Genomic DNA, 21,204 nt, shown 5'->3' on the forward strand with positions numbered 1-21,204 from the left:
CCCCAATTAAGATTGGAAGTGATTTGCTGCCCGTAAATGCTTCAGGAAAGGGGTAGGGCCGGATGTCCGGGGGACTCGCACATCCGGCCCCGTCTTCGGTTCCGCGCCGGTAATCGCCGCGGAACGGATCAGGAAGTCGCCTCGGCCTTTTCCTTGCCGGCCTCCTCCTCGGCGGCGGCCGGGACGGCGGGCTGGGCCGGCACGCGCAGGCCGGGGATGGACAGCTCCGGGATGGACTTGACGACCGTGAAGCCGTCCTCGATGGCCTCGGCCAGCGTGCCCGCGGCGGCGTCCTCGAAATCGATACGGGTGACCGGAACCTCGGCGTTGGTCGGAAGGGTGTCGCTGATGAACGACATGTCCGCCCGGCTCGCCTCCTTCACCGCGACCGTTTCCGAGTCGGTCACTTCTCGGTTCAGAATGAGCGAAAATCGATAGGTCATGGCCGAACACTCCTCCAGTGAAATGAAAGGTAGAGCCTTCCGCTGATCTGAGACCGGCGACGGATTCGAAGCTAGCGCCGCCGGTATCCGCCGCACCATGGCCGCTGCGGCGTTCTGGGGTGAAAGCAGGCCGGGCAGGGGGTTCACCGCCTGCGAACAGCGGGAAAGTCCGAAAACGAACAATCGCCCTGTACCCCCATGTGCAGGGGTGCAGGGCGATCGCGGTATTCGGTTTCAGCGGCGCTTCCAGAAGGAGCCGCAGCCGTGGGGAGCCGAGCGGGGATGGATCAGAAGCAGCTCGTGCTGGAGCTGGAGCAGCTGGTGCAGGAGCAGCAGCTGCTCGAGGTCGAGGTGCTGGAGGTCGAGGTCGAGCCGGCCAGCATGACCTCACTGGCGTCCGTGTAGTCGGCGATTTCGAAGGTCTCCGACTCGAGCTTCGAGATTTCGTTCGCGAGGTCGACGAGCACCGTCTGAGCGTTGTCCACGTTGTTCATGAGATTTCCCTTCTCGACCCCCGCTGTGCCGGGGTCCGGCGTTTGTGTCCCGCTCAGTAGACAGAAGCCGGCCGTCACGGACACGGCACCGCACTGTCATCCCGCTGTCGCGGCCGTGCGCACCCCTACCCCTGTTCCATAGGGGCGCGGCCCCAGTGGGTTAGGGGAGGTGCCCCGGACGATCGAGACCTACCTTGAAATCGCTGAATGAATTCTCTTCAAGGAGGTTTCATGCGGGGGCTGAACCATTTCCGATGTACCACGCCATGTCGGCGATCAATGAGATGACGACCGCTGTGGAGCATTTCCGGCAGACCACATTGTCGTTGCACGTCCTGGGTCCGCTGGCGATCGGCGACGGCCGGGTGCGGGTCACCCTGCCCGCCGCGAGGACCACTTCGCTGCTGTCGAAGCTGCTGCTCAGGGCGAACGAGGTCGTCTCGGCGGGCCAGCTCACGCGGGCCGTCTGGGGCGACGAGGCGCCGTATTCGTCACGGTCGGCGCTGCAGACCTGCGTCCGCCGGCTGCGCCTGCTGTTCTCAAAATACGATCTGCCCGACGATCTGGTGGAATGCGTCTCCAACGGTTATCGCGTGAACGTCGATTCCACCAATCTGGACCTTCTGCATTTCCGTTCCCTGTGGCTGGACTCGAGCCACACCTCGGATCCGCGGACCGAGCTGAAGATCATCGAGCACGCCTTGTCGCTGTGGACCGGGGACCCCCTGGCCAACGTCGACTCGGACGTGATCCACCGCGACGAGGTGCCGCGGCTGACCGACGAGTGGATCCGGGCCGCCGAACGCCGGTTCGAGATCTGCCTGATGCTCGGCCGGGAACGTCAGACCCTGCCCGAGCTGCGCCGCGTAGCCCTGACCCATCGGGGGCACGAGCGGTTCGCCGAGCTGCTGGTGGAGTCGCTGTACCGGGCCGGCCGGCGCAGCGACGCCCTCGACGAGTGCCGCAGCATCAAGACCCATCTGCGCGACGAGCTGGGGCTGGAGCCCAGCCTGTCGCTGCAGCGGCTGGAACAGTCGATCCTGCGCGGCGAGGAGGCCGTCACCCCGTCCACCCTCACCGTCCGCGCACCGGCCACCGCCGATTCGGGCGCCGAGGCGGCGGCGACGCTGACCGAGGAGCTGCGCCAGACCTACCAGCGGTGGCTGGACTCGCTGCCGTTCGAGCTGCGCACCACGCTCATCCAGCTCGCCCAGTCGGTCCAGTCGTACCCGCTGTCGGTCGGCCAGGCCGCCGCTGTGCTGGGCGTGGAGCAGAAACCGGCCCGCCGGTTGCTCGATGCGCTGACCGCGCACGGATTCCTGCTCAGCCGCCAGGGCCAGTACGACATGCAAGAGCTGGTGCGCCGGCTGACCTCGCTGTTCGCCGCTGGTCCATCCAAACCGACAGCGACCACCCCATCTGAGACGACAGGAGCCCCCAGGTGACCGAAACTGCCGTTCCGCCCACTGACACGCTCGCACAGACCTGGCCCCGGGTCCGCCGCGACGTCCTCTACACCGAGACCCCCGACGGCGTGCTGTTCCACAACGCGTCGGGCGGGTTCCACCTCAACGGTTCCAGCGCCTACAAGCTGGCCACCCTGGTTCTGCCGTTCCTCAACGGCGAGCACCGGCTGGGCGACCTGCTGTCCGCGCTCGGCGCCGGTCAGCGCGCGATGGTCGGCGAGCTGGTGCGGATGCTGACCGAACAGGGCTTCGCCCGCGACGTCGCCGAGGACCGCGAGCAGGGAGTGGTGCTGGACGAGGCGGTCGCGGGCCGCTTCGCCGAGCAGATCGCCTATGTCGACCACTACGCCGGCCGGGCCGCGTCGCGCTTCGCCCGCTTCCGCACGAGCTCGATCACCGTTGTCGGTGCGGGTGAGACGGCTGCGTGGTGTGCTCTCGGGCTCGTCCGCAACGGCGCTTCCACCGTACGGGTCCTGACCCCGGCCGGGCCGCACGCCGACTTCAGCGCCGCCGTCGCCGAGGCGGGCACGCTGACCGGAAGCGGTTGCCCCGCCACCCTCACCCTCGTCCCCCAGCCGGCCGCCCTGACGTGGGGCGACCTGGCCGGCAGCGACCTCGTCATCGTCGCCGACGACCGCGGCCCCCGGCAGCTCACCGCGCTGCTCGCCTCCGGTCCCGTCCCCGAGGGCACCCGGTTGCTGCCGATGTGGCCGATCGGCGCCGTCAACGTCGTCGGCCCCCTGGCCTCGGCCGGCTCCGCTGTCTGCTGGTGGTGCGCGGCGCTGCGGCTCAGCTGGGGCATCGGCGAGCCGGTCGCGGCCGGATTCTGGAGCGGCGTGGCCAACCCTCAACTCGCCCTGGCGCCGTCGCCGGCCGCTTCCGGCCCGCTCGCCGCGATGGTCGGCAACCTGCTGGCGTTCGAGGCGTTCCGGGTCATCACCGAGGTGCTGCCGGCCGACACCGCCGGGCGGGTCGTCCTGCAGGATTCCGAGACGCTCAGCGCCACCTCGGCCGCGATCCAGCCGCACCCTGCCTGCGGGCACACCGTCGACGCCCCGGCGGTCCCGCGGCTGCCCGCCGGTGCGCCCGCGCCGCGGTTCAGCGTGGACGACGCGCAGGACGGCGACGTGGCCGACGCCCTGCTGGCCGAGCTCAACGAGCGCACCACCCTGGTGGACCCGCGGGCCGGCGTGTTCCACGAGTTCACCGACGAGCCGTGGACCCAGTCGCCGCTGAAGGTCAGCACCGTCCGGTTCCCCACCGCTCCCGGCGTGTTCCGCGAGGTCGCGGCGTTCGACCTGCACAACCTGGCCAACGCCCGGCTGTCGGCGCTGAGCGCGGCGGCCGCCGTCTACGTCGACGCCGTCGTGCCGCTGCCACCCGCCGCGCCGCTCACGGCCGCGGTCGTCGCCGCCTCATCGCTGGCCACGTGGAGCGGCCTGACCACCGACGCCGTGCCGGCCGGGGCCGTCGCCGCGTCCTCGCTCACCGGCGGCGGCGAGGTCGCCGTGCCCGGGGCGGCCGTCCGGTCGCGTTCGGACGCCAACCACGCCCGCCGCTTCGTGCCCACGACCGCCGGCACCGGGGCGGGGCTCACCCCCGGCCGGGCCACGGCGAACGCGGCGCTCTCCGCGCTGACCTACACCGCGGTCGACGCGCTGCTGCGGGGCGGGACGGCGAGGCTGGTCGGCCTGGCCGGCGTGCCCGGTCCGGAGCTGGCGTTCCTCGTGCGCAGCGCGGCCAACGTCGGCGCCTCGGTGGAGTTGCTGGACGTCTCCCCCGAGGATCCGCGCCGGCCGTCGGTTGTGCTGGCCCGGGCCACCGTGGCCGGCGAGGAGCAGCCGATCTGGGCCGTCTCCGGACAGTTGCGGTGGCTGGACGCCGCGATCGCCGCCCTGCGCGACGTGGTGGGTCAGGCGCAGGTCCGGCTCGAGCGGCCCGGCCCGGTCGACCAGGGTGACCCGATCGTTCCCGGCTTCGACCCGGGCGCCGTCGTGGTCAGTGGCTCGGGTCCGGTCCGGGCCGAGGCCACCACGACGTGGGACGCCGTCACCGAGGCGCTGCGCGAGAGCGGCGAGGACCTGCTGGCGGTGGCCGTGCCCGCGCCCGACCTGGCCTCCGGCGGCCTGCACGTCGTCAAGGTGCTGCACCGCAAGGCCGACGATGGCCGGTAACCGGTCCGCCGCGCACACCGCCTGGCTGGCCCGGACCGGCACCCTGACCGCGCCGCACGTCGGGGTGGCCGCGGCGGAGGACGGGGAGCCCTGGCAGCGGGACGCCGCCTGGCTGCAGACAGCGACCAACGCGGCGCTCGCGGGGCTCGGCGAGACCGTCCGGGTCGGCGTCACCGCCCTCGGGGTCCGCGACGAGCTGCGGGCCACCGGCCCCGAGACACCGGGGCTGCCGGTGGCCTTCGACGGCCGGTACGTGCTGGCCGGGCCGGTCGGCGGTTGCGCGCGGTGCCTGGCCACCCGCTGGCAGACGATCCGCACCACCGCGCTGCGGGAGGCCCTGGAGCGGGGCGGCCCGGTCACTTCCGTCGGGCGGTCGCCGCTGCTGACCCCGTTCCTGGCCGACACGCTGGCCGCGCTGGTGGCCGGGCTGGGCACGGCGCCGCCGGCCGCCGAGGGGCTGGCCACGGTGTATCAGCTCGACGCGGCGACCCTGCGCGTCCAGGGCTATCCGATGCTGCCCGACGACGGGTGCCGGCGATGCGCCGCACCGGCCGGGGACAGCGCGGACGCGGCCCGGCTCACGCTGGGGCCGGTCGGGGCGGCGCCGGGTGAGCAGTTCCGGCACCGGCCGATCGCCTCGTACGCCCTTCCGCAGGACGCCTTCACCAACCCGGTGTGCGGGGCGCTCGGCGTGCACACGTACCTGGACTACGCGTCGGTCACCACGGCCGCGGTCAGCGGGGTGTTCGCCGGGCGGGGCGGCAACTATCTGCAGGAGCTCTACTGGGGCGGGCACGCCGACTCGTACGAGTTCAGCGCCCGGGTCGGCGTCTTCGAGGGGCTGGAGCGGTTCGCCGGGATGCGTCCCCTCGCTCGCCGCACGGCCGTCCACGCCTCGTACGAGGAACTGGGGGAGAACGCGGTCGACCCGGCCTCGTGCGGGCTCTACGGCGAGGAGTTCCACGAGGTCAACCCGCAGGCCGTCCGCTACCACCCGGGCCTGCGCATGCCGTGGGTGTGGGGGCATTCGCTGCGCGACGACCGGCCGGTGCTCGTGCCCGAACTGCTCGTCTACTACCACGGCGGCACCTCGATGGACGACCGCTTCGTGCAGGACAACTCCAACGGCTGCGCGTCGGGCGGTTCGCTCGCCGAGGCCGCCTACTTCGGACTGATGGAGGTGATCGAGCGGGACGCGTTCCTGCTCATGTGGTACACCGGCACCCCGGCGCCGGCGATCGACCCGGCCTCGCTGCCCGGCCGCGCGTCCCGGCAGATGATCGACCGGCTGCGGCTGTACGGCTACGAGACCCGCCTGCTCGATCTGCGTGTCACGTTCGACGTGCCGGTGGTGGGCGCGATGGCGTACCGGCCGGACGGCGGGCCCGGCACGGTGTGCTTCGGGGCGGGGGCGAGCCTGGACCCGGCCGCGGCGGCCCGGGCCGCGCTCTGCGAGATCGCCACCGACGCGACCAAGCTGCGGCGGCGGCTGGCCGAGGACGAGCCGGCGTTCGCGGCGATGGCCGGCGACTTCGACCGGGTGATCAGCCTCAAGGACCACCCGATCGCCTTCGCCGTGCCGGAGATGGCGGCCCACGCGGACTTTCTCGCCCAGCCCGGGCCCGGCCGGCCCGTGGACGACCTGGCCTCGGCGATCCCGCGTTCGGCCGACCTGTCCGCGCAGCTGGCGTCGGTGGTCGGCGAGGTGGCGGCCCGGGGCTTCGACGTCATCGTGGTCGACCAGACGATGCCCCAGCAGCGGCGGTGGGATCTGCACACGGTCAGCGTGCTTGTGCCCGGGCTGCTGCCGATCGATTTCGGCTGGCGGCGGCAACGCGCCCTGCACATGCCCCGGCTGCGCACCGCCCATCGCGAGGCCGGGCGGCGCGAGGAGGACCTGACCCGGGCCGGCCTGCACCTCGTGCCGCATCCCTTCCCCTGAGAGGAGCTGGAAATGAGTGAAGCTCAGAAATACGCGACCGACATCCTCAACCGCAACCGCGTCCTGATGGAGCCGATCGGCTTCACCCCGAACTGGGGCGACCAGCCGCGACGCTGGAAGCAGTACGTGGGCGGCGTCCGCTACCCGCTGGGCCAGGACGTCACCGCCGGCGGGGCGACCGTCGAGCGTGGCCTGTACGGCGACGCGGCGACCGGCGGCGACCTGTCGCTGGACGCCCTGGGCACGATGCTGCGTTACTCGTACGGCCTGCTGGGCCGGCGGCTCGCGGTGTCGGCCAACCCGGGCTCGGACCTCTGGCCGTACCCGAACGCGATCTGGCACCGGGGAACCGCGTCGGGCGGCGGGCTCTATCCGGCGTCGGTCTATCTGGTCGCCGGGGCGGGCGCGGACCTGCCGCCGGGCGTCTACCACTACCACCCCGGGCACCACGCGGTGCAGCAGTTGCTCACGGGGGATGTGGCCGGGCGGGTGAGGGCGGCTGTCGGCGGTGCGGAGGACGCCGACCAGTTCCTGATCGTCGGGGTCAAGTACTGGCAGAACGCCTTCAAGTACAACAGTTTCTCGTTCCACGCGGTCACCATGGACGTCGGCACGGTCGTCGAGACCTGGCGGTTCTGGTGCCGCGCCCACGGCTACGACCTCAGTCCCGAGTTGTGGTTCGACGAGACCGGCCTGGCCGGGCTGCTGGGCCTCGACCCCACCGACGAGGGGCTGTTCGCGGTCGTCCCGCTGCGCCGGCGGGCCGGCTCCCCCGCGTCCGAGATCAAGACCGAGTTCCCCGAGCCCGTCGTACGCCGGACCGAGCGCGAGCAGTCCCGGGAGGTCGTCCGCTTCGACGCCGTCGTCGGGATGCAACGCGCGACGGCCGCCTCCAGCCCGGACCGCCCGGACGCCGACCGGCTGCGCCAAGCCGTACGGGCTCCCGGGACCCCGCCGGCCGAATCATTTCCCCTGCCCGCGCCGCTGCCGCTGGACGCCGACGCCGGTCGCACCCTGATCGGGCGGCGCAGCAGTTTCGGCCGCTTCACCGCCGGGCGCCCGATCACTGCCGCTCAGCTCGCCACGGGCCTGCGGGCGGCGCTGCCGTCCGTCGGTGACACCGGTGCCGAGGGCGTCACGCTGGGCCGGCTGTACGTGTTCGTCAACAACGTCGAGGGTTTCCGGCCCGGCGTCTACCGCTACGACGCCGGCCCGAACGCGCTGACCCCGCTCAAGTACGGCCCCCCGGGCCCGTTCCTGCAACGCAACTACTTCCTGACCAACTACAACGTCGACCTGTGCGGCGCCGTCGTGGTGCCCGCGATCCGGGTCGGCGCGGTCCTCGACGCCGTCGGCGACCGCGGCTACCGCCTGGTCAACGCGACCGTCGGGGCCACCTCGCAGCGGTTCTATCTGGCCGCAGCGGCGATGGGGCTCGGCTGCGGTGTGGCGCTCGGCTTCGACGCGGCGTCGTACCACGAGGAGCTTTCGCTGGAGCAGACCGGCGAGACCCCTCTGCTGATCATGATGCTCGGCCACGATCGGCCCGGCATCGCCAACTTCCGCTACGAGATGGTGTGAGCCGATGACTCTTGTCGAGATCAATCCCGCTGCGACGAGCCGGCGGATGCACTGGGAACTGCGGGACCTGGCGATGCTGCGGGTCACCGGGCTGCCGATCGAGACCACCGAACGTCTGCGGGCGAAGGCCAGCCGGGACTGGGCGGACGCGCTGCTGGCGGCCGAGGCCCTGACCGGCGAGCTGCGTGAGGACGCCAGCGCGGCCCTGCACCGGTTGATCGGCGGCAACGACGACCACGACAACCGGCAGCGGCTGCTCGCGATGCGGCGACAGCTGTTCAAGGGGCGGGTGCCCGGGGACCCGGACGCCGCGGTCGCGTTCATCCGCGGACTCGACGAGGACGCCGGGGTGGCGTACGGGCGCTGGCTGGCCTCGCAGAGCGAGTGGAACGGGCACCATGCCGCGGGCGAGTCGATCGTCGCCGCCGACTGGGAACGGGCGATCGCCGAGCTGCGGCGGGTGTCCGGCGACGAGACGCTGCGTCAGGGCCTGCTGATGGCGTCGCCGCTGCTCGAGCACGGCCTCGACGCGTTCATCGCGGGCCGGGCGGTGCCGACGAAGAAGGAACGGCGTACGGTCCGCTCACTGCTCTCCTACATCTATCGGGCGGCCGGCAAACCCAGCCCGTTCAGCACCCTCACCGGAATCGCCCGGTCCGCCTTCACCGAGGACGGCGCCGGCGTGCACGAGCCGCTCGAGGTGGGCGACTGGCGCAGCAACACCCGGATCAGCGTCGTGGTCGTCAACCGGCTGACCACGATGATCACCTCGGATCCGGGGCGTCTGGCCGACGTGCCGGTCGCGCTGGCCACCGACCTGGTGCTCGACGAGAACCGCGTCCGCTACGTGCGGCGGTGGGTGACGGCCGGGGACGACTCGGTCGCGACCACCTTCGACGCCGCCACCACGAGCCTGTACTTCCTGCAGCGCACCGGCGCCCTCGAGCGTCTGGTGGTGTTCCTGCGGGACCGGCCCGGCCTGCGCTTCGGCGCGATCGTGGACTGGCTGGCCGCGGAGACGTCGAGCTCGGCCGCCGACGCCACCCGCTATCTCGAGGCGTTGCTGCGGCTGGGCATCATCTCGGCGCCGTTCATGCAGATCGACGTGCACAGCCACAATCCCCTGCGGACGCTGCGCGAGCACCTGTGGGCGTTCGACCGGCCGTGGGCCACCGCGGTCGCCCATGCTCTCGACGGGCCGATGGCCTGCGTCGCGGCGTACCCGCAGGCCTCGTCGGCCGAGCGGCGCGGGCTGTTGCAGCGGCTGCGCACCGATCTGGAGGCCATCCAGACGACGCTCGGCCACGACGGGGCCACCCTGCCCCAGACCATCGTGTACGAGGACGTCAGCGCGGACGGCCCGGCCCCGGGGCTCGACCGGGCCGGGTGGGAGGGGCTGCTGCGCGAGCCGCTCATGGACCTCGAACGGGTCCTGCCCGCCTTCGACATCACCGTGCTGCAGCGCCTGACCCTCACCGGCTTCTTCGCCGCGCGGTACGGCCCCGGCGGCGAGTGCCACGACCTGGCGGGCTTCATCCACGACTTCCACGAGGACCTGTTCGACCAGTACCAGATGTCCGGCGAGCGGCGCGTGCACGTCGACGAGAACGGCGACTATCTCCGCGAGGACAACTGGCTCAACCTCGACGGCGTCCGGCGGGTCGACGACGCCCGGCTCGCCGTCATCGAGCAGATGCGTTCCCGGTACGACGTGGACCGGCCCACGGCCGACATCGTGCTCGACCGCGACTTCATCGACGCCGTCGCCGGCCCGCTGGACGGGGTCGACCCGGCTCCGGCCCTGCACAGCTTCTTCTTCCAGCTGGCCAACACCGCCGACGACCCGCTGGTCGTGCTCAACCAGGTGTACGGCGGTTTCGCGTTCCCGTTCAGCCGGTTCGCCCACTGCTACGGCTCGGACGCCGCCTCCGGGGATCTGGCCGCGGCCATCCGGGACGAGGCCCGGCGTTCCCAGCCCGAGGGCGCGGTGTTCGCCGAGCTGACCGGCGGCGCTGTCACGACCAACCTCAACCTGCACCCGCGGATGCTCGACTATCAGATCGTCTGCCCCGGGGAGCGCGGCTCGGTGCCGGGCGGCGCGCAGCTCACGTTCGACGACCTCTACCTGCGCCACGACGGCGGGCAGAACCGGCTGACCCTGCGCTCGCGGCGGCTGGACCGCGAGGTCATCCCGGTCTATCTGGGCTATCTGGTGCCGATCGCGCTGCCCGAGACCGCCCGCACCCTGCTGCTGCTGGCGCCGACCTCGATGGCCCGCCTCAACCTGTGGACCGGTGTCGCCGAGCCGCCGGCCGTCGACGGGGTGGTCGTGCGCCCGCGGATCCGCTTCGGCCCGGTCGTGCTCAGCCGGCGCTCCTGGCAGGTCACGGCGGGCGGGTTGCCCCGCTACGGCACGGTCGCCGCGACCGACTGGTTCCTGGGCTGGCAGCGCTGGCGGCGGCAGCACGGCCTGCCCGCCCGGGCCTTCGTCAAGGTGGCCCGCGACACCGAGCGGGGCCGGCCCGGCAAGCCGCAGTACGTCGACTTCGACAGCCAGCTCTCGCTGTTCCTGCTCGACGGCATGCTCACGCCGGACGCCGAGCTCACCTTCACCGAGATGCTGCCCGACGAGCAGCACACCCACGTGCGGTCCGAGCGCGGCGCCCACCTCGCCGAACTGGCCGTCGAGACGATCTCCCGCTACGAGGAAGGCGCCTGACATGGCCGACTGGGTCGCAGTCCACATCTACTACGCCGCCAACTCGACACCGGTCCTGGTGCAGTGCGTCCGCCCGCTGGTGCGCGAGCTGTCCGACGAGGGGCTCATCGAGAACTGGTTCTTCATCAACTACTGGCTGGAGGGCCCGCACGTCCGGCTGCGGCTCAAGCCCGCCTCGCCCGAGGCCGCCGACGAGGTGAAGCGGCGCACGGAGGCGGCGATCGAGGGGTTCCTGCGCCGCCGGCCGGCCCTCTACGAGTTCGACGGCTCGGTCCTCAGCGGCATCTACAACACGATGCTGGACGTCGAGTTCCCCGGCGACACCCGCGACCCGTATCTCGACGGGACCGGCAACATGCGGATCCGGGGCAACAACACGTACGCCTATCAGCCGTACGAGCCCGAGTACAGCCGCTACGGCGGGGTGGCCGGCATGGAGCTGGGCGAGTGGCACTTCCGCTACTCGAGCGAGCTGGCCATCGAGGCCGGCCGGTCGCTGAACTACCACATGCGGCCGGTGCTGCTGGGCAGCGGCGCCCAGCTGATGATGATCATGTCGGCCGCGTTCATCGCCGACACCGACGGGCTCGCCCGCTATCTGCAGGCGTACTCGGACTACTGGAGCCGCACGTTCAGCGTCACCGAGTTCATCGACGAGGACAAGTACGAGGCCCGGCGGGCGGAGGTCGCGCCCCGGCTCGGCCCGCAGTTCGCCACGATCCGGCACGCGATCGCCACCGGCCGCCACGACCTGCTGCCGGACATGTACGCCGCCTGGGCCGACCACTGCGTCGAGCTGGCCTCCCGGGCCCGGGCCCTGACGGTCGCGGGCCGGCTCGAGTTCAGCAACTTCGACGGCACCGAGACCGCCGTCGTCACCGATCCCGAGCAGGCGATGCCGCGGCTGCTGTCGTCGTACCTGCACATGACGAACAACCGCATCGGGGTCACCGTCACCGACGAGGGCTACCTGTCGCACGTGCTGTCCCGCTGCCTGGCCGACGAGCCCGTGGAGGTGGGCTGAGATGACGGCCGACGCCCTGCTGGACAGTCGCCCCGCGGTCGGGCCGGCGGTGCGGGTCAGCCGCGCCTACACGCGCGGGGTCCGCGAGGTGCACCTGGTGCGCGAGCCCACCGGCAACAAGTCGTACGAGGTCGGACCGAAGGAATCGTTCCTCATCTCGCGCCTCGACGGGGCCCGCAGCCTGCGGGCCCTCGGCGACGAGTACGAGCAGCAGTTCGGCCGGGGCCTGGACGCCGCGGCGTGGCAGCAACTGCTCGGCCTGCTGTACGCCCGGGGCCTGATCGGCGCGCCCGCCGGGCCCGCCGGGACCGTGCCGCGCCGCCGGCGTACGGGAAACGTGTTCTTCGGCTCGCTGGCGCTGGCCGGCCCCGGCGCGTTCGCCGACCGGTTCGGCTTCCTGCTGCGCCGGGCCGTGTGGATCCCGCTGCTCACGCTGGCCGTCGCGGCCTGTGTGGCGGCGGTGTCCGGGGCGGCGCTGTTCCGGGACGCCTGGGCCATCTTCGAACGTCCGCCGCTCGTCTTCGCGGTGCTGGCGGCACTGTGGGTGGCCGTCGTCGTCCACGAACTCGCGCACGCCGTCGTGGCGCGGCGCTGCGGCGGGACGGTCAGCGAGATCGGCGTGTTCTGGCGGTTCGGGGTGGTGCTGGCCTACTGCAAGGTCGACGACCTGCTGTTCCTGCCCAGCCGGGCCCGGCAGGTGGCGGTGGCGGTGGCCGGCGTCGGGGTGAACCTGCTGATGTTCGGCCCGGTCGCCGCGGTCTGGCTGTTCGCGCCGCTGGGCGAGGCGGCCCGCAGCGTCCTGGCCGCGATCGTGGTGGCCGGGCTCGCGCAAATCCTGATCTGCCTGCTGCCGGTGCCGCCGATGGACGGCTACCGGGTGCTGTCATCGTCGCTGGGCATGATCCGGCTGGCCGACGAGAGCCGCGAGTTCCTCCTCGCGACGTTGCGCCGCCGGGCGCCCGGCTACCCGCGCCGGCTGCGGTGGATCTTCGGCTTGTACGGGATCGGCGCCCCGGCCCTGCTGCTGGCGCTCGTGCTCGGCGGCGCCGTCGCCGTGCACAACCTGGTCCGATCGCTGGCCGGGGACGGCGCCGTCCTGATCGCCGACATGTCGCTCGCCCTGTTCCTCGGCGGTGTGCTCGCCGCCAAATTCGTCCAGTACAGCCGCGGAGGCACCGCATGACAATCGCGAACGCGCACCCCGGGTCGTCGCCCGTCGGGCTCGAAGCGCAGCCGCCCGTCGCCGTCGAGGTGACCGGGGTCGAGAAGCGCTACGGCGCCAAGCACGCCGTGGCCGGGGTGAGCCTGCAGATCCACAGCGGCGAGTTCTTCGGGCTGCTCGGCCCGAACGGCGCCGGCAAGTCCACCCTGCTCGAGCTGATGGAGGGCCTGCGCGACGCCGACGCCGGCCGGATCTCCGTGCTCGGCATGTCGCCCACGCCCCGCAACCCGAAGCTGCTGACCCGGCTCGGCGTGCAGACCCAGTCGGCCGCGTTCTTCCCGGGCCTGACCGCCCGCGAACACCTCGAGACGGTCGTCGCGCTCTACGGCCAGGGCGACGCCACCGAGGCCCTGGAACTGGTCGGCCTCACCGAGTCGGCCGACATCCGGGTGACCAAGCTGTCCGGCGGGCAGCGTCAGCGGCTCGCCATCGCCGCCGCCCTCGCCCACGGACCCGACCTGATCTTCCTCGACGAGCCCACGGCGGCCCTGGACCCGCAGGCCCGCCGCGAGCTCTGGGACGTCCTGCGCGAGCTCAAGCGCAGCGGCCGCACGATCGTCTACACCACCCACCACCTCGACGAGGCGCAGATCCTGTGCGACCGCGTCGGCATCATCGTCGACGGCCGGATCATCGCCCTGGACACCCCGACCGCCCTGGCCCGGTCGATCGCCCCGGACCGCCTGGTCATCCCGGCCGGCCGGCTCAGCGAGGCCGAGGCGAAGGGCCTCGACGGCGTCGGCTCGGTGCAGTCCGACGGCGACCGGCTGGTCCTCACCACCCACTCGCTGGCCGTAACCCTCAACGCGGCCGGCCGGCTGATCAGCCTGACCGATGTGGAGACCCGCGCCGCCACACTCGAGGACGCGTACCTCGACCTCATCGCCAAGGAGCAGAACCGATGACCCCGTACGCCGCCCTCCTGCGGGCCAACCGCAAGGTCGCCCTGCGCGACAAGACGACCGTCTTCTTCACGTTCGCGTTCCCGCTGCTGTTCCTGGTCGTGTTCGGGCTCATCTTCAGCGGCCAGCCCGTCGAGGGCACGCCGTTCCACTACATCGACTTCGTGGCGCCCGGCGTGCTCTCCTGGGGTGTCGCCAGCGCCAGCGTCTTCGGGGTGGCCTTCACGCTGATGAACTGGCGGGCCAGCGACCTGCTGCGCCTGATCCGGATGACCCCGGCCTCGCTGCCCGCGGTGATGGCGGCCCGGGTGGTGCTGACCATCGTCATCGCGCTGGCCCAGGCGCTGCTGTTCGTGCTGGTGGCCCTGCTGCCGCCGTTCAACCTGGCGCTCGCGTCGAGCTGGCCCGCCGCGCTGCCGTTCCTGGTCCTCGGCACCGTCGCGTTCATGGCGATCGGCGCGGTCATCGGCACGTTCGCCGACACCGCCGAGGCCGTCGCCGCGGTGGCCAACGCGGTCATGGTGCCGATGGCGTTCCTGTCCGGCGCATTCCTGCCGCTGGCGATGATGCCCGACTGGCTGCGGGCGGTGTCCAACGTCCTGCCGCTGCGCTACATGAACGACGGCATCTCGGCCGGGCTGCGCGGCGAGTCCATGCCGGCGGCCGGCTGGATCCTGCCCGTCGCGGTCTTCGCCGGCGTCACCGTCCTCTTCAGCGGGGTGGCTCTGCGCTACTTCCGCTGGAGCAACAACTCCTGAGGCGAGGGTTTCCCATGACCGTCACACTGTCGCCCGGCGTCACGGCGCCGTACGAGCGGGCCCGTCTCGCCCTCCAGGAAGGCCTGGCCGACCGGCTGCGGGCCGCCGGCCACTCCGGCATCATCGAGGTCTCCGCGCTCGGCAGCGAAAACATCCTCGACCCCGGCGAGCGGGCCGCCGCCCGCTCCCGGGCCCGGGTCCACGTCGGGGGGAGCAGCATTCTGATCGGCCCGTGGGGCGGCCGGGACACCGTCTGCGGGCAGTGCCTGGGCAGCCGGTGGCAGCGCCTGCGCAACCGCTCGGAGCGCGAGGCCCTGGAGGGCCCGGCGACCATCATGCCGATCGGCGCCTGGCCCACCCTGCCCGACCTGCTCGTCGACGTGGTCTGGGCGCTGGTGCAGCAGACGCTGCTGCGCCCGCCCTCGGCCGCGGCCCTGAGCCCGAGCGACTGGCACACCCCGGCCGACCTCGAACTGCCCCAGGTCACCCTGCTGCAACTGGGCACCCTCGAACACGCCACCTATCCCCTGCTCCCGGAGCCGCGCTGCCTGGTCTGCTCGCCGCCGGCCGAGCCGTCACGCGACGCCGCGGTGCTCACGTTCGAGCCGCGGGCCAAGAAGTCACCGACCGACTTCCGGGTGGCGGCCGCGGCCGACTTCCCCATCCCCACCGGCGCGCTGGCCAACCCGGCCTCGGGCGCGCTGGGCCCCGGCACCTGGCTCGACGTCACGTCCCCGACCAACGCCCCGATGGCCGGCAGCGTCTTCGTCCGCAGCCACGCCGGGCTCAGCGACATCACCTGGAGCGGGCAGGCCAACTCGTTCGGCACGAGCAAACGGCTGGCCTTCCTGGAGGGCCTGGAACGGTACGCCGGCATCCACCCGCGGCGGCCCGAGGCGGCCATCCTCAAGGCGTACAGCGACGTCGCCGACCGGGCCATGCACCCGCTCGCGCTCGGCCACTACACGGACGCGGCCTACGCGAGCGACCCCGAGATCGACCCGTTCGACCCCGACCGGCCGATCCCGTGGGTGTGGGGCTATTCGCTGGGCCGTGAGGAGCCGGTCCTGGTGCCGCGCCGGCTCGTCTACTACGGCTCGTACCTGGAGAACGACAACTTCGTCTTCGAATGCTCCAACGGCTGCGCCTCCGGCGGGTGCGTCGAAGAAGCCGCCCTGCACGCCGTGCTGGAACTCGTCGAACGCGACTCCTTCCTGCTCAACTGGTACGGCAACGCGCCCACCGTGGAGATCGACCTGGCCTCCTCGACCCGCCCCGAGATCCGGTCGATGGTCGACCGGCTGGGCCTGCTCGGCTACGACGCCCACGTGTTCGACAGCCGGATCGACCTGAGCATCCCGGCCATCACCGCGCTGGCCGTCCGCCGCGACGGCGACCTGGGCGCGCTGTGCTTCGCCGGGGGCGCGAGCCTCGACCCGGAGGCGGCCATCGAGGCGGCCCTGTCCGAGGTGCTCTGCTACACCCCGCACCTGCCCCGCCAGGTACGCGAACGCCGGGAGTCCCTGGAAGCCATGGCGGCCGACTACAACCTGGTCGGCAAGCTCGACGACCACCCCCGGCTGTTCGGGCTGCCGGAAATGCGCCACCACGCCCGGTCGTACGAGAACCCGGTCGAGGTCCTGACGGTCGGCGAGGCGTACGGGCACGGCCGTTCCCCCGCCCTCGGCCGCGACCTGCGCACCGACCTGACCACCTGCGTGGACCAGCTGGCCGACGCCGGCATCGACGTCATCATCGTCGACCAGACCACCCCCGAGCAGCGCCGCATGGGCATCCACACGGTGTGCGCGGTGGCCCCGGGCCTGCTCCCGATCGACTTCGGCTGGAACCGTCAGCGGGCCCTGCAGATGCCCCGCCTGCGCACCGCCTTCCGCGGCTTCGAGGGCCGCACCACCCCCCTGAGCGAGGAGGAGATCCGCCGGGTTCCGCACCCCTTCCCGTAGCGGACCTGGGCCGGCTCACCGGATACGTGCGGTGAGCCGGCCCTGTTCCCGACGGCCTGCGTTACTTGCCGGACCGGCCCAAGCAGGTTAGCCGGGCCGTCAGCAGCCGGCCGGTCGCCTCCAGGTGGGACCGCATCGCGGCCTCGGCGGCTGGACCGTCGCGCCGCAGGACCGCGGTCACCACCGGCTCGTGCTCGGCCAGGATCTCGGCGAGGGTGCGGCCGCTCGCGGTGGTGGGCGGGCCGAGCAGGGCCGTCGTGGACCGCAACTGGGCGACGATGGCGGCCGAGCGGTTGTTGCCCGCCGTGCGCAGCAGCAGGTCGTGCAGCGCGCGGTCGGCCGGCCAGAACGCGGCCTCGTCGTCGCGCGCGGCCGCCGACGCCATCTCGGCGAGCGCCTGCCGGAGGGCCGCGTGCTCCTCCTCCGTACCGGAATGGGCGGCTTTGAAGGCCGCGGCGGGTTCCAGGGCCAGGCGGATCTCGACGATCTCCTCGATGTCGTGGGCGCGCGGAGGCAGCACCCGGAAGCCGCGATTGCGCCGGATCTCGACCAGGCCCGCCTCGGCCAGCCGCAGCAGGCCCTCGCGGACCGGGCTGCGCGAGACGCCGAGCAGGTCGGCCAGCTGATAGACCGAATAGGTCTGATCGGGCCGCAGCTCACCGGAGGCGACCCCGTCCCGGACGGCCTGAGCGACGGCGTCGGCCAGGGAAGGGGCCTCGGACGGGAGGCTCAGCATCGGCACGAGTAACATGTTACCCATGAACGACGTGGTGGGTGCGCTCGAAAAGGCCGGGCTCGAGGTGCGGTCCGACGCCGGTACGCTGGGCATGTATGCGTCCGACGCCTCGCTCTACCGGATTCCGCCGCTGGCCGTGGTGCGTCCCCGGCACGTCGACGAGGTGGCTGCGGCGCTGGCCGTCGCCCGCGAAACCGGCACGCCGTTCACGTCACGCGGCGCCGGCACGTCGGTGGCGGGCAACGCGGTCGGCCGGGGCATCGTGCTCGACTTCTCCCGCCACCTCAACCGGGTGCTCGAGATCGACCCCGGCGCCCGTACGGCGGTGGTCGAGCCGGGCACCGTGCACGCGGTCCTGCAGAAAGCGGCCGCCCCCCACGGCGTACGGTTCGGGCCCGACCCCTCGACCTGGCCGCGCTGCACCATCGGCGGCATGATCGGCAACAACGCCTGCGGGTCGCGCTCCCTGGCGTACGGGCGCACCTCCGACAACGTGGTCGCGCTCGAACTCCTCACGGCGGCCGGCGACAAACTCGACACGACCGCGCCGCAGGGTCCCGTGGTCGACAACCTCAAGCAGGTTGTCGGCAAGCACCTGGCCACCGCGCGCACCGAGTTCGACCGCTTCGGCCGCCAGGTCTCCGGCTACGCGGTGCAGCACCTGCTGCCCGAACGCTTCGACCTCACCCAGGCCTTCGTCGGCTCCGAAGGCACGCTCGGCGTCATCACCAAGGCCACCGTGCGTCTGGTCGTCGATTCCCCCGTACGCGTGGTGGTCGTCCTCGGCTTCGAAAACATCGTCGCCGCCGGTGAGGCCTCCCCCGCCGTCGTCGCCCACGGCCCGACCTCGTGCGAAGGCCTCGACTCCCGGCTGCTCGACGTGCTGCGCGCCCGCCGCGGCGCCGCCGCCGTTCCCCCGCTCCCCCGCGGAGGCGCCTGGCTCTTCGTCGAACTGGCCGGCGACGACCCCGGCGAGGTCGAATCGCGGGCCCGCAAACTCGCCGCCGCCGGCATCGCCGACGACGCGCTGGTCGTCACCGACCCGGCCACCCAGGCCCGGCTGTGGCGCATCCGCGAGGACGGCGCCGGACTGGCCGGCCGCTCCCCCGCCGACCGCCCCGCCTGGCCCGGCTGGGAGGACGCGGCCGTCCCACCCGAGCGGCTCGGCGCCTACCTGGCCCGGTTCGACGAGCTCGTGGCCACGTACGGGATGAGCTCGGCGCCTTTCGGCCACTTCGGCGACGGCTGCATGCACGTCCGGCTCGACTTCCCGCTCGACCAGCCCGGCGGCACCAAGGTGATGCGCGACTTCCTGATCGACGCGGCCAAACTGGTCGGCGAGTTCGGCGGCTCCCTCTCCGGCGAACACGGCGACGGCCGGGCCCGCTCCGAACTGCTGCCGCACATGTACTCACCCGACGCGATCGCGCTGTTCGCCGGCATCAAACACGCGTTCGACCCCGGCAACCTGCTCAACCCCGGCGTGCTGGTCGACCCCGACCCGGTCGACGCCGACGTGCGCCCCGCCGCCTTCCCGCTCACCGGGCTGGCCCTGGCCTACCCGCACGACGGCGGCGACCTGGCCCAGGCCGTGCACCGCTGCACCGGCGTCGGCAAATGCCGGGCCGACAACTCCGCGGCCGGCGGCGTGATGTGCCCGTCCTATCTGGCCACCCGCGAAGAAAAGGACTCCACCCGCGGCCGGGCCCGGGTGCTCCAGGAAGTCGTCCGCGGCGAGTTGCCGTGGTCACACCCCTCGGTCCACGACTCGCTCGACCTGTGCCTGTCCTGCAAGGGCTGCGCCTCCGACTGCCCCACCGGCATCGACATGGCCACCTACAAGTCCGAGGTCCTGCACCAGACCTACAAGGGCAAGCGGCGCCCACGTTCGCACTACACGCTCGGCCGCCTGCCGTTCTGGGCCCGCCTGGCCGGCTGGACCCCGCGCCTGGCCAACCTCGGCACCCGCCTGCCCCTGGTCCGCGGCCTGGCCCTCTGGCTCGCCGGCGTCGACAAACGCCGCTCCGTCCCCGCCTTCGCCCGCCGCCCCTTCCGCCGCACCTTCAAACCCACGCCCAGCGGCGGCACCCCCGTCGTCCTGTTCGCCGACTCGTTCTCCGACGCGTTCTCCCCCGAAGTCGCCGAAGCAACCGTCCGCGTCCTGCGCGCCGCCGGCTACGACCCCCGCCTGCCGTCCGGCTCGGTCTGCTGCGGCCTCACCTGGATCACCACCGGCCAGCTCGACTCGGCCAAGAAGATCCTTGCCCGTACGGTGGAAACGCTCGCCGCCGACGCCCGAGCCGGCGTCCCCATCGTCGGCATCGAACCGTCCTGCACGGCCGTCCTCCGCTCCGACATCCACGAACTCCTCCCCGGCTCCCCCGACGCCGCCACGGTCGCCGCTTCGGTCCGCACGCTGGCCGAACTGCTGGCCGAAACCCCCGGCTGGACCCCACCCGACCTGTCCGGCGTCGAGGTGGTCGCGCAGCCCCACTGCCACCACCACGCCGTCCTGGGCTGGAAGGCCGACGCCGACTTGCTCACCGCCACCGGCGCCCAGGTCCGCCGTCTGTCCGGGTGCTGCGGCCTGGCCGGCAACTTCGGGGTCGAAATCGGCCACTACGAGGTCTCGGTCGCCGTAGCCGGACAACAACTGCTGCCGGCCCTGGACGCCTCCCCCGACGCGTTGGTCCTGGCCGACGGCTTCTCGTGCCGGACCCAAGTGGCCGACCTGCGCGATCGGCCGGCCATGCATCTGGCTCAGTTGCTGGACCGCTGAAAGAGGGCGGGCGGGCCGATTACCGCCCGCCGCGCGCCCATCGGGCCGTAGCCGGCCGCCTCAGCCACGCCTGAACCAGATGTGGCGAGGCTGCCGGCTCTTGCCGACCGTGGCCGGGCGAGGTATTGGTTTGCCCATCTCGCTGAGCAGTCCCATCTGGCAGCCTGATCCGCATAATCTCGCGCTGCCCATGGTGCTTTGCCTCAGCGCCAGGCGCGCAGGCCGCATCACCTCACCGCACCACCTCAGCGCATAGCCCCACGCCGCTCGCCGCCGAGCCGCTCAGGCCCACCGCCCACCCCACGGCGAAGCGCCACCGCTCACCGCCGCGCCGGTCAAGCCCACGGCACCGCGCAGCGCCACCGCGCAGCGCCACCGCCCAGCTCCACACCGCTCACCGCCGCGCCGGTCAAGCCCACGGCACCGCGCAGCGCCACCGCCCAGTTCCACACCGCTCACCGCTCAGGCCCACCGCCCACCGCACCGCGCAGCGCCACCGCATCCGGCAGCCCCAAGGTCCAACCCCACTGCAGGGCGCTACCGCATCCCGCATCCTGCAGCCCCCAAGGTCCAACCCCACCACAGCACCGCGCAGCGCCACCGCATCCCGTATCCCGCAGCCCTCAAGGTCCAACCCCACCGCCGCACCGCACGGCGCAGCCCCCGACCGGCATCGCCGTGCCGCCGCCTTGGTTGAGCTGTGCTCGAGGCTGCGTTCCAACCCGCCGCGTCACAACCCCTAAAGCATCCTAGGAGGCTAGCCTGAAAGTCTTGTCGCGGTCGAAGCATCCTAGGCGTGCTCAAGTAGGCATTTGAGTTGTCCACAATGGCGACTTGTCCACAGGCGCACTCTCGAAGACCGGCGGCGTCGGCCATAATCAGGGCTGGCTGGAGGCCCCCAGGGAGGGCGGGTTAGACGGCTGAGGTGATCATGAGGGCGGGGCTGCGACGGTCCGTGAGCTGCACGCAATCGGCAGAATTGGGAGGAGCGGCCGCCTGC

Annotated in this window: 14 protein-coding genes; 11 read left to right on the forward strand and 3 right to left on the reverse strand. The window is 72.3% G+C overall.

The features are described from left to right. Positions 1-128: 128 nt before the first annotated feature. Both ACZ3I4_RS23385 and ACZ3I4_RS23390 read right to left on the reverse strand, forming a co-directional pair. Positions 129-443, reverse strand: a complete 315-nt coding sequence (locus ACZ3I4_RS23385; protein ID WP_465384120.1) for a hypothetical protein — start codon at positions 441-443, stop codon at positions 129-131. A gap of 287 nt (positions 444-730) precedes the next feature. Then, the gene (locus ACZ3I4_RS23390; protein ID WP_465384121.1) at positions 731-937 is read right to left on the reverse strand and encodes a thiazolylpeptide-type bacteriocin; all 207 of its coding nucleotides are present in this window, start codon (positions 935-937) and stop codon (positions 731-733) included. A 284-nt stretch (positions 938-1,221) separates the two neighbouring features. On the opposite strand from ACZ3I4_RS23390, the gene ACZ3I4_RS23395 reads away from it, so the two are divergent. Genes ACZ3I4_RS23395 through ACZ3I4_RS23440 form a run of 10 tightly spaced genes read left to right on the forward strand, consistent with a single transcriptional unit; the run spans position 1,222 to position 16,689 of the window. Next, positions 1,222-2,382 (forward strand): AfsR/SARP family transcriptional regulator, encoded by a 1,161-nt coding sequence (locus tag ACZ3I4_RS23395; protein ID WP_465384122.1) that lies wholly within the window; start codon positions 1,222-1,224, stop codon positions 2,380-2,382. Beyond that, positions 2,379-4,577, forward strand: coding sequence for a TOMM precursor leader peptide-binding protein (locus ACZ3I4_RS23400; protein WP_465384123.1), 2,199 nt, complete (start codon positions 2,379-2,381; stop codon positions 4,575-4,577). Before ACZ3I4_RS23395 ends, ACZ3I4_RS23400 begins: the two co-directional genes overlap by 4 nt. Continuing rightward, a complete protein-coding gene (locus ACZ3I4_RS23405; RefSeq protein ID WP_465384124.1) occupies positions 4,567-6,519 on the forward strand; it encodes a TOMM precursor leader peptide-binding protein in 1,953 nt (650 codons plus the stop codon). Before ACZ3I4_RS23400 ends, ACZ3I4_RS23405 begins: the two co-directional genes overlap by 11 nt. 12 nt (positions 6,520-6,531) lie before the next feature. Then, positions 6,532-8,100: a SagB family peptide dehydrogenase gene (locus ACZ3I4_RS23410; protein ID WP_465384125.1), complete on the forward strand. Its 1,569-nt coding sequence runs from the start codon at positions 6,532-6,534 to the stop codon at positions 8,098-8,100. A gap of 4 nt (positions 8,101-8,104) precedes the next feature. Then, positions 8,105-10,819, forward strand: coding sequence for a lantibiotic dehydratase (locus ACZ3I4_RS23415; RefSeq protein WP_465384126.1), 2,715 nt, complete (start codon positions 8,105-8,107; stop codon positions 10,817-10,819). Between the two features lies 1 nt (position 10,820). Next, positions 10,821-11,843 (forward strand): thiopeptide-type bacteriocin biosynthesis protein, encoded by a 1,023-nt coding sequence (locus tag ACZ3I4_RS23420; RefSeq protein WP_465384127.1) that lies wholly within the window; start codon positions 10,821-10,823, stop codon positions 11,841-11,843. Position 11,844: 1 nt separating this feature from the next. Continuing rightward, positions 11,845-13,026, forward strand: coding sequence for a site-2 protease family protein (locus ACZ3I4_RS23425; RefSeq protein ID WP_465384128.1), 1,182 nt, complete (start codon positions 11,845-11,847; stop codon positions 13,024-13,026). Next, entirely contained in the window at positions 13,023-13,970 is a 948-nt protein-coding gene (locus ACZ3I4_RS23430; RefSeq protein ID WP_465384129.1) for an ABC transporter ATP-binding protein, read from the forward strand. The genes ACZ3I4_RS23425 and ACZ3I4_RS23430 overlap by 4 nt, the downstream gene beginning before the upstream one ends. Beyond that, positions 13,967-14,725 carry an ABC transporter permease gene (locus ACZ3I4_RS23435; protein ID WP_465384130.1) on the forward strand — a complete coding sequence of 253 codons (759 nt, stop codon included), beginning with the start codon at positions 13,967-13,969 and terminating at the stop codon, positions 14,723-14,725. The genes ACZ3I4_RS23430 and ACZ3I4_RS23435 overlap by 4 nt, the downstream gene beginning before the upstream one ends. 14 nt (positions 14,726-14,739) lie before the next feature. Continuing rightward, positions 14,740-16,689 (forward strand): TOMM precursor leader peptide-binding protein, encoded by a 1,950-nt coding sequence (locus ACZ3I4_RS23440; RefSeq protein ID WP_465384131.1) that lies wholly within the window; start codon positions 14,740-14,742, stop codon positions 16,687-16,689. A gap of 61 nt (positions 16,690-16,750) precedes the next feature. On the opposite strand, the gene ACZ3I4_RS23445 is transcribed toward ACZ3I4_RS23440, so the two are convergent. After that, positions 16,751-17,425 carry a GntR family transcriptional regulator gene (locus ACZ3I4_RS23445; RefSeq protein WP_465384418.1) on the reverse strand — a complete coding sequence of 225 codons (675 nt, stop codon included), beginning with the start codon at positions 17,423-17,425 and terminating at the stop codon, positions 16,751-16,753. A gap of 22 nt (positions 17,426-17,447) precedes the next feature. On the opposite strand from ACZ3I4_RS23445, the gene ACZ3I4_RS23450 reads away from it, so the two are divergent. Further along, entirely contained in the window at positions 17,448-20,204 is a 2,757-nt protein-coding gene (locus ACZ3I4_RS23450) for an FAD-binding and (Fe-S)-binding domain-containing protein (RefSeq protein WP_465384132.1), read from the forward strand. The last annotated feature ends 1,000 nt before the right edge of the window (positions 20,205-21,204 follow it).

The sequence above is a fragment of the Actinoplanes sp. NPDC021490 genome (genome assembly GCF_055562135.1).

Bases quoted from the DNA above. Each gene is read 5' to 3' on its own strand.
- ACZ3I4_RS23420 (WP_465384127.1), top strand. From the start codon at position 10,821: ATGGCCGACTGGGTCGCAGTCCACATCTACTACGCCGCCAACTCGACA.
- ACZ3I4_RS23385 (WP_465384120.1), bottom strand. From the start codon at position 443: ATGACCTATCGATTTTCGCTCATTCTGAACCGAGAAGTGACCGACTCG.
- ACZ3I4_RS23445 (WP_465384418.1), bottom strand. From the start codon at position 17,425: ATGCTGAGCCTCCCGTCCGAGGCCCCTTCCCTGGCCGACGCCGTCGCT.
- ACZ3I4_RS23395 (WP_465384122.1), top strand. From the start codon at position 1,222: ATGACGACCGCTGTGGAGCATTTCCGGCAGACCACATTGTCGTTGCAC.
- ACZ3I4_RS23435 (WP_465384130.1), top strand. From the start codon at position 13,967: ATGACCCCGTACGCCGCCCTCCTGCGGGCCAACCGCAAGGTCGCCCTG.
- ACZ3I4_RS23410 (WP_465384125.1), top strand. From the start codon at position 6,532: ATGAGTGAAGCTCAGAAATACGCGACCGACATCCTCAACCGCAACCGC.
- ACZ3I4_RS23430 (WP_465384129.1), top strand. From the start codon at position 13,023: ATGACAATCGCGAACGCGCACCCCGGGTCGTCGCCCGTCGGGCTCGAA.
- ACZ3I4_RS23425 (WP_465384128.1), top strand. From the start codon at position 11,845: ATGACGGCCGACGCCCTGCTGGACAGTCGCCCCGCGGTCGGGCCGGCG.
- ACZ3I4_RS23415 (WP_465384126.1), top strand. From the start codon at position 8,105: ATGACTCTTGTCGAGATCAATCCCGCTGCGACGAGCCGGCGGATGCAC.
- ACZ3I4_RS23405 (WP_465384124.1), top strand. From the start codon at position 4,567: ATGGCCGGTAACCGGTCCGCCGCGCACACCGCCTGGCTGGCCCGGACC.
- ACZ3I4_RS23440 (WP_465384131.1), top strand. From the start codon at position 14,740: ATGACCGTCACACTGTCGCCCGGCGTCACGGCGCCGTACGAGCGGGCC.
- ACZ3I4_RS23390 (WP_465384121.1), bottom strand. From the start codon at position 937: ATGAACAACGTGGACAACGCTCAGACGGTGCTCGTCGACCTCGCGAAC.
- ACZ3I4_RS23450 (WP_465384132.1), top strand. From the start codon at position 17,448: ATGAACGACGTGGTGGGTGCGCTCGAAAAGGCCGGGCTCGAGGTGCGG.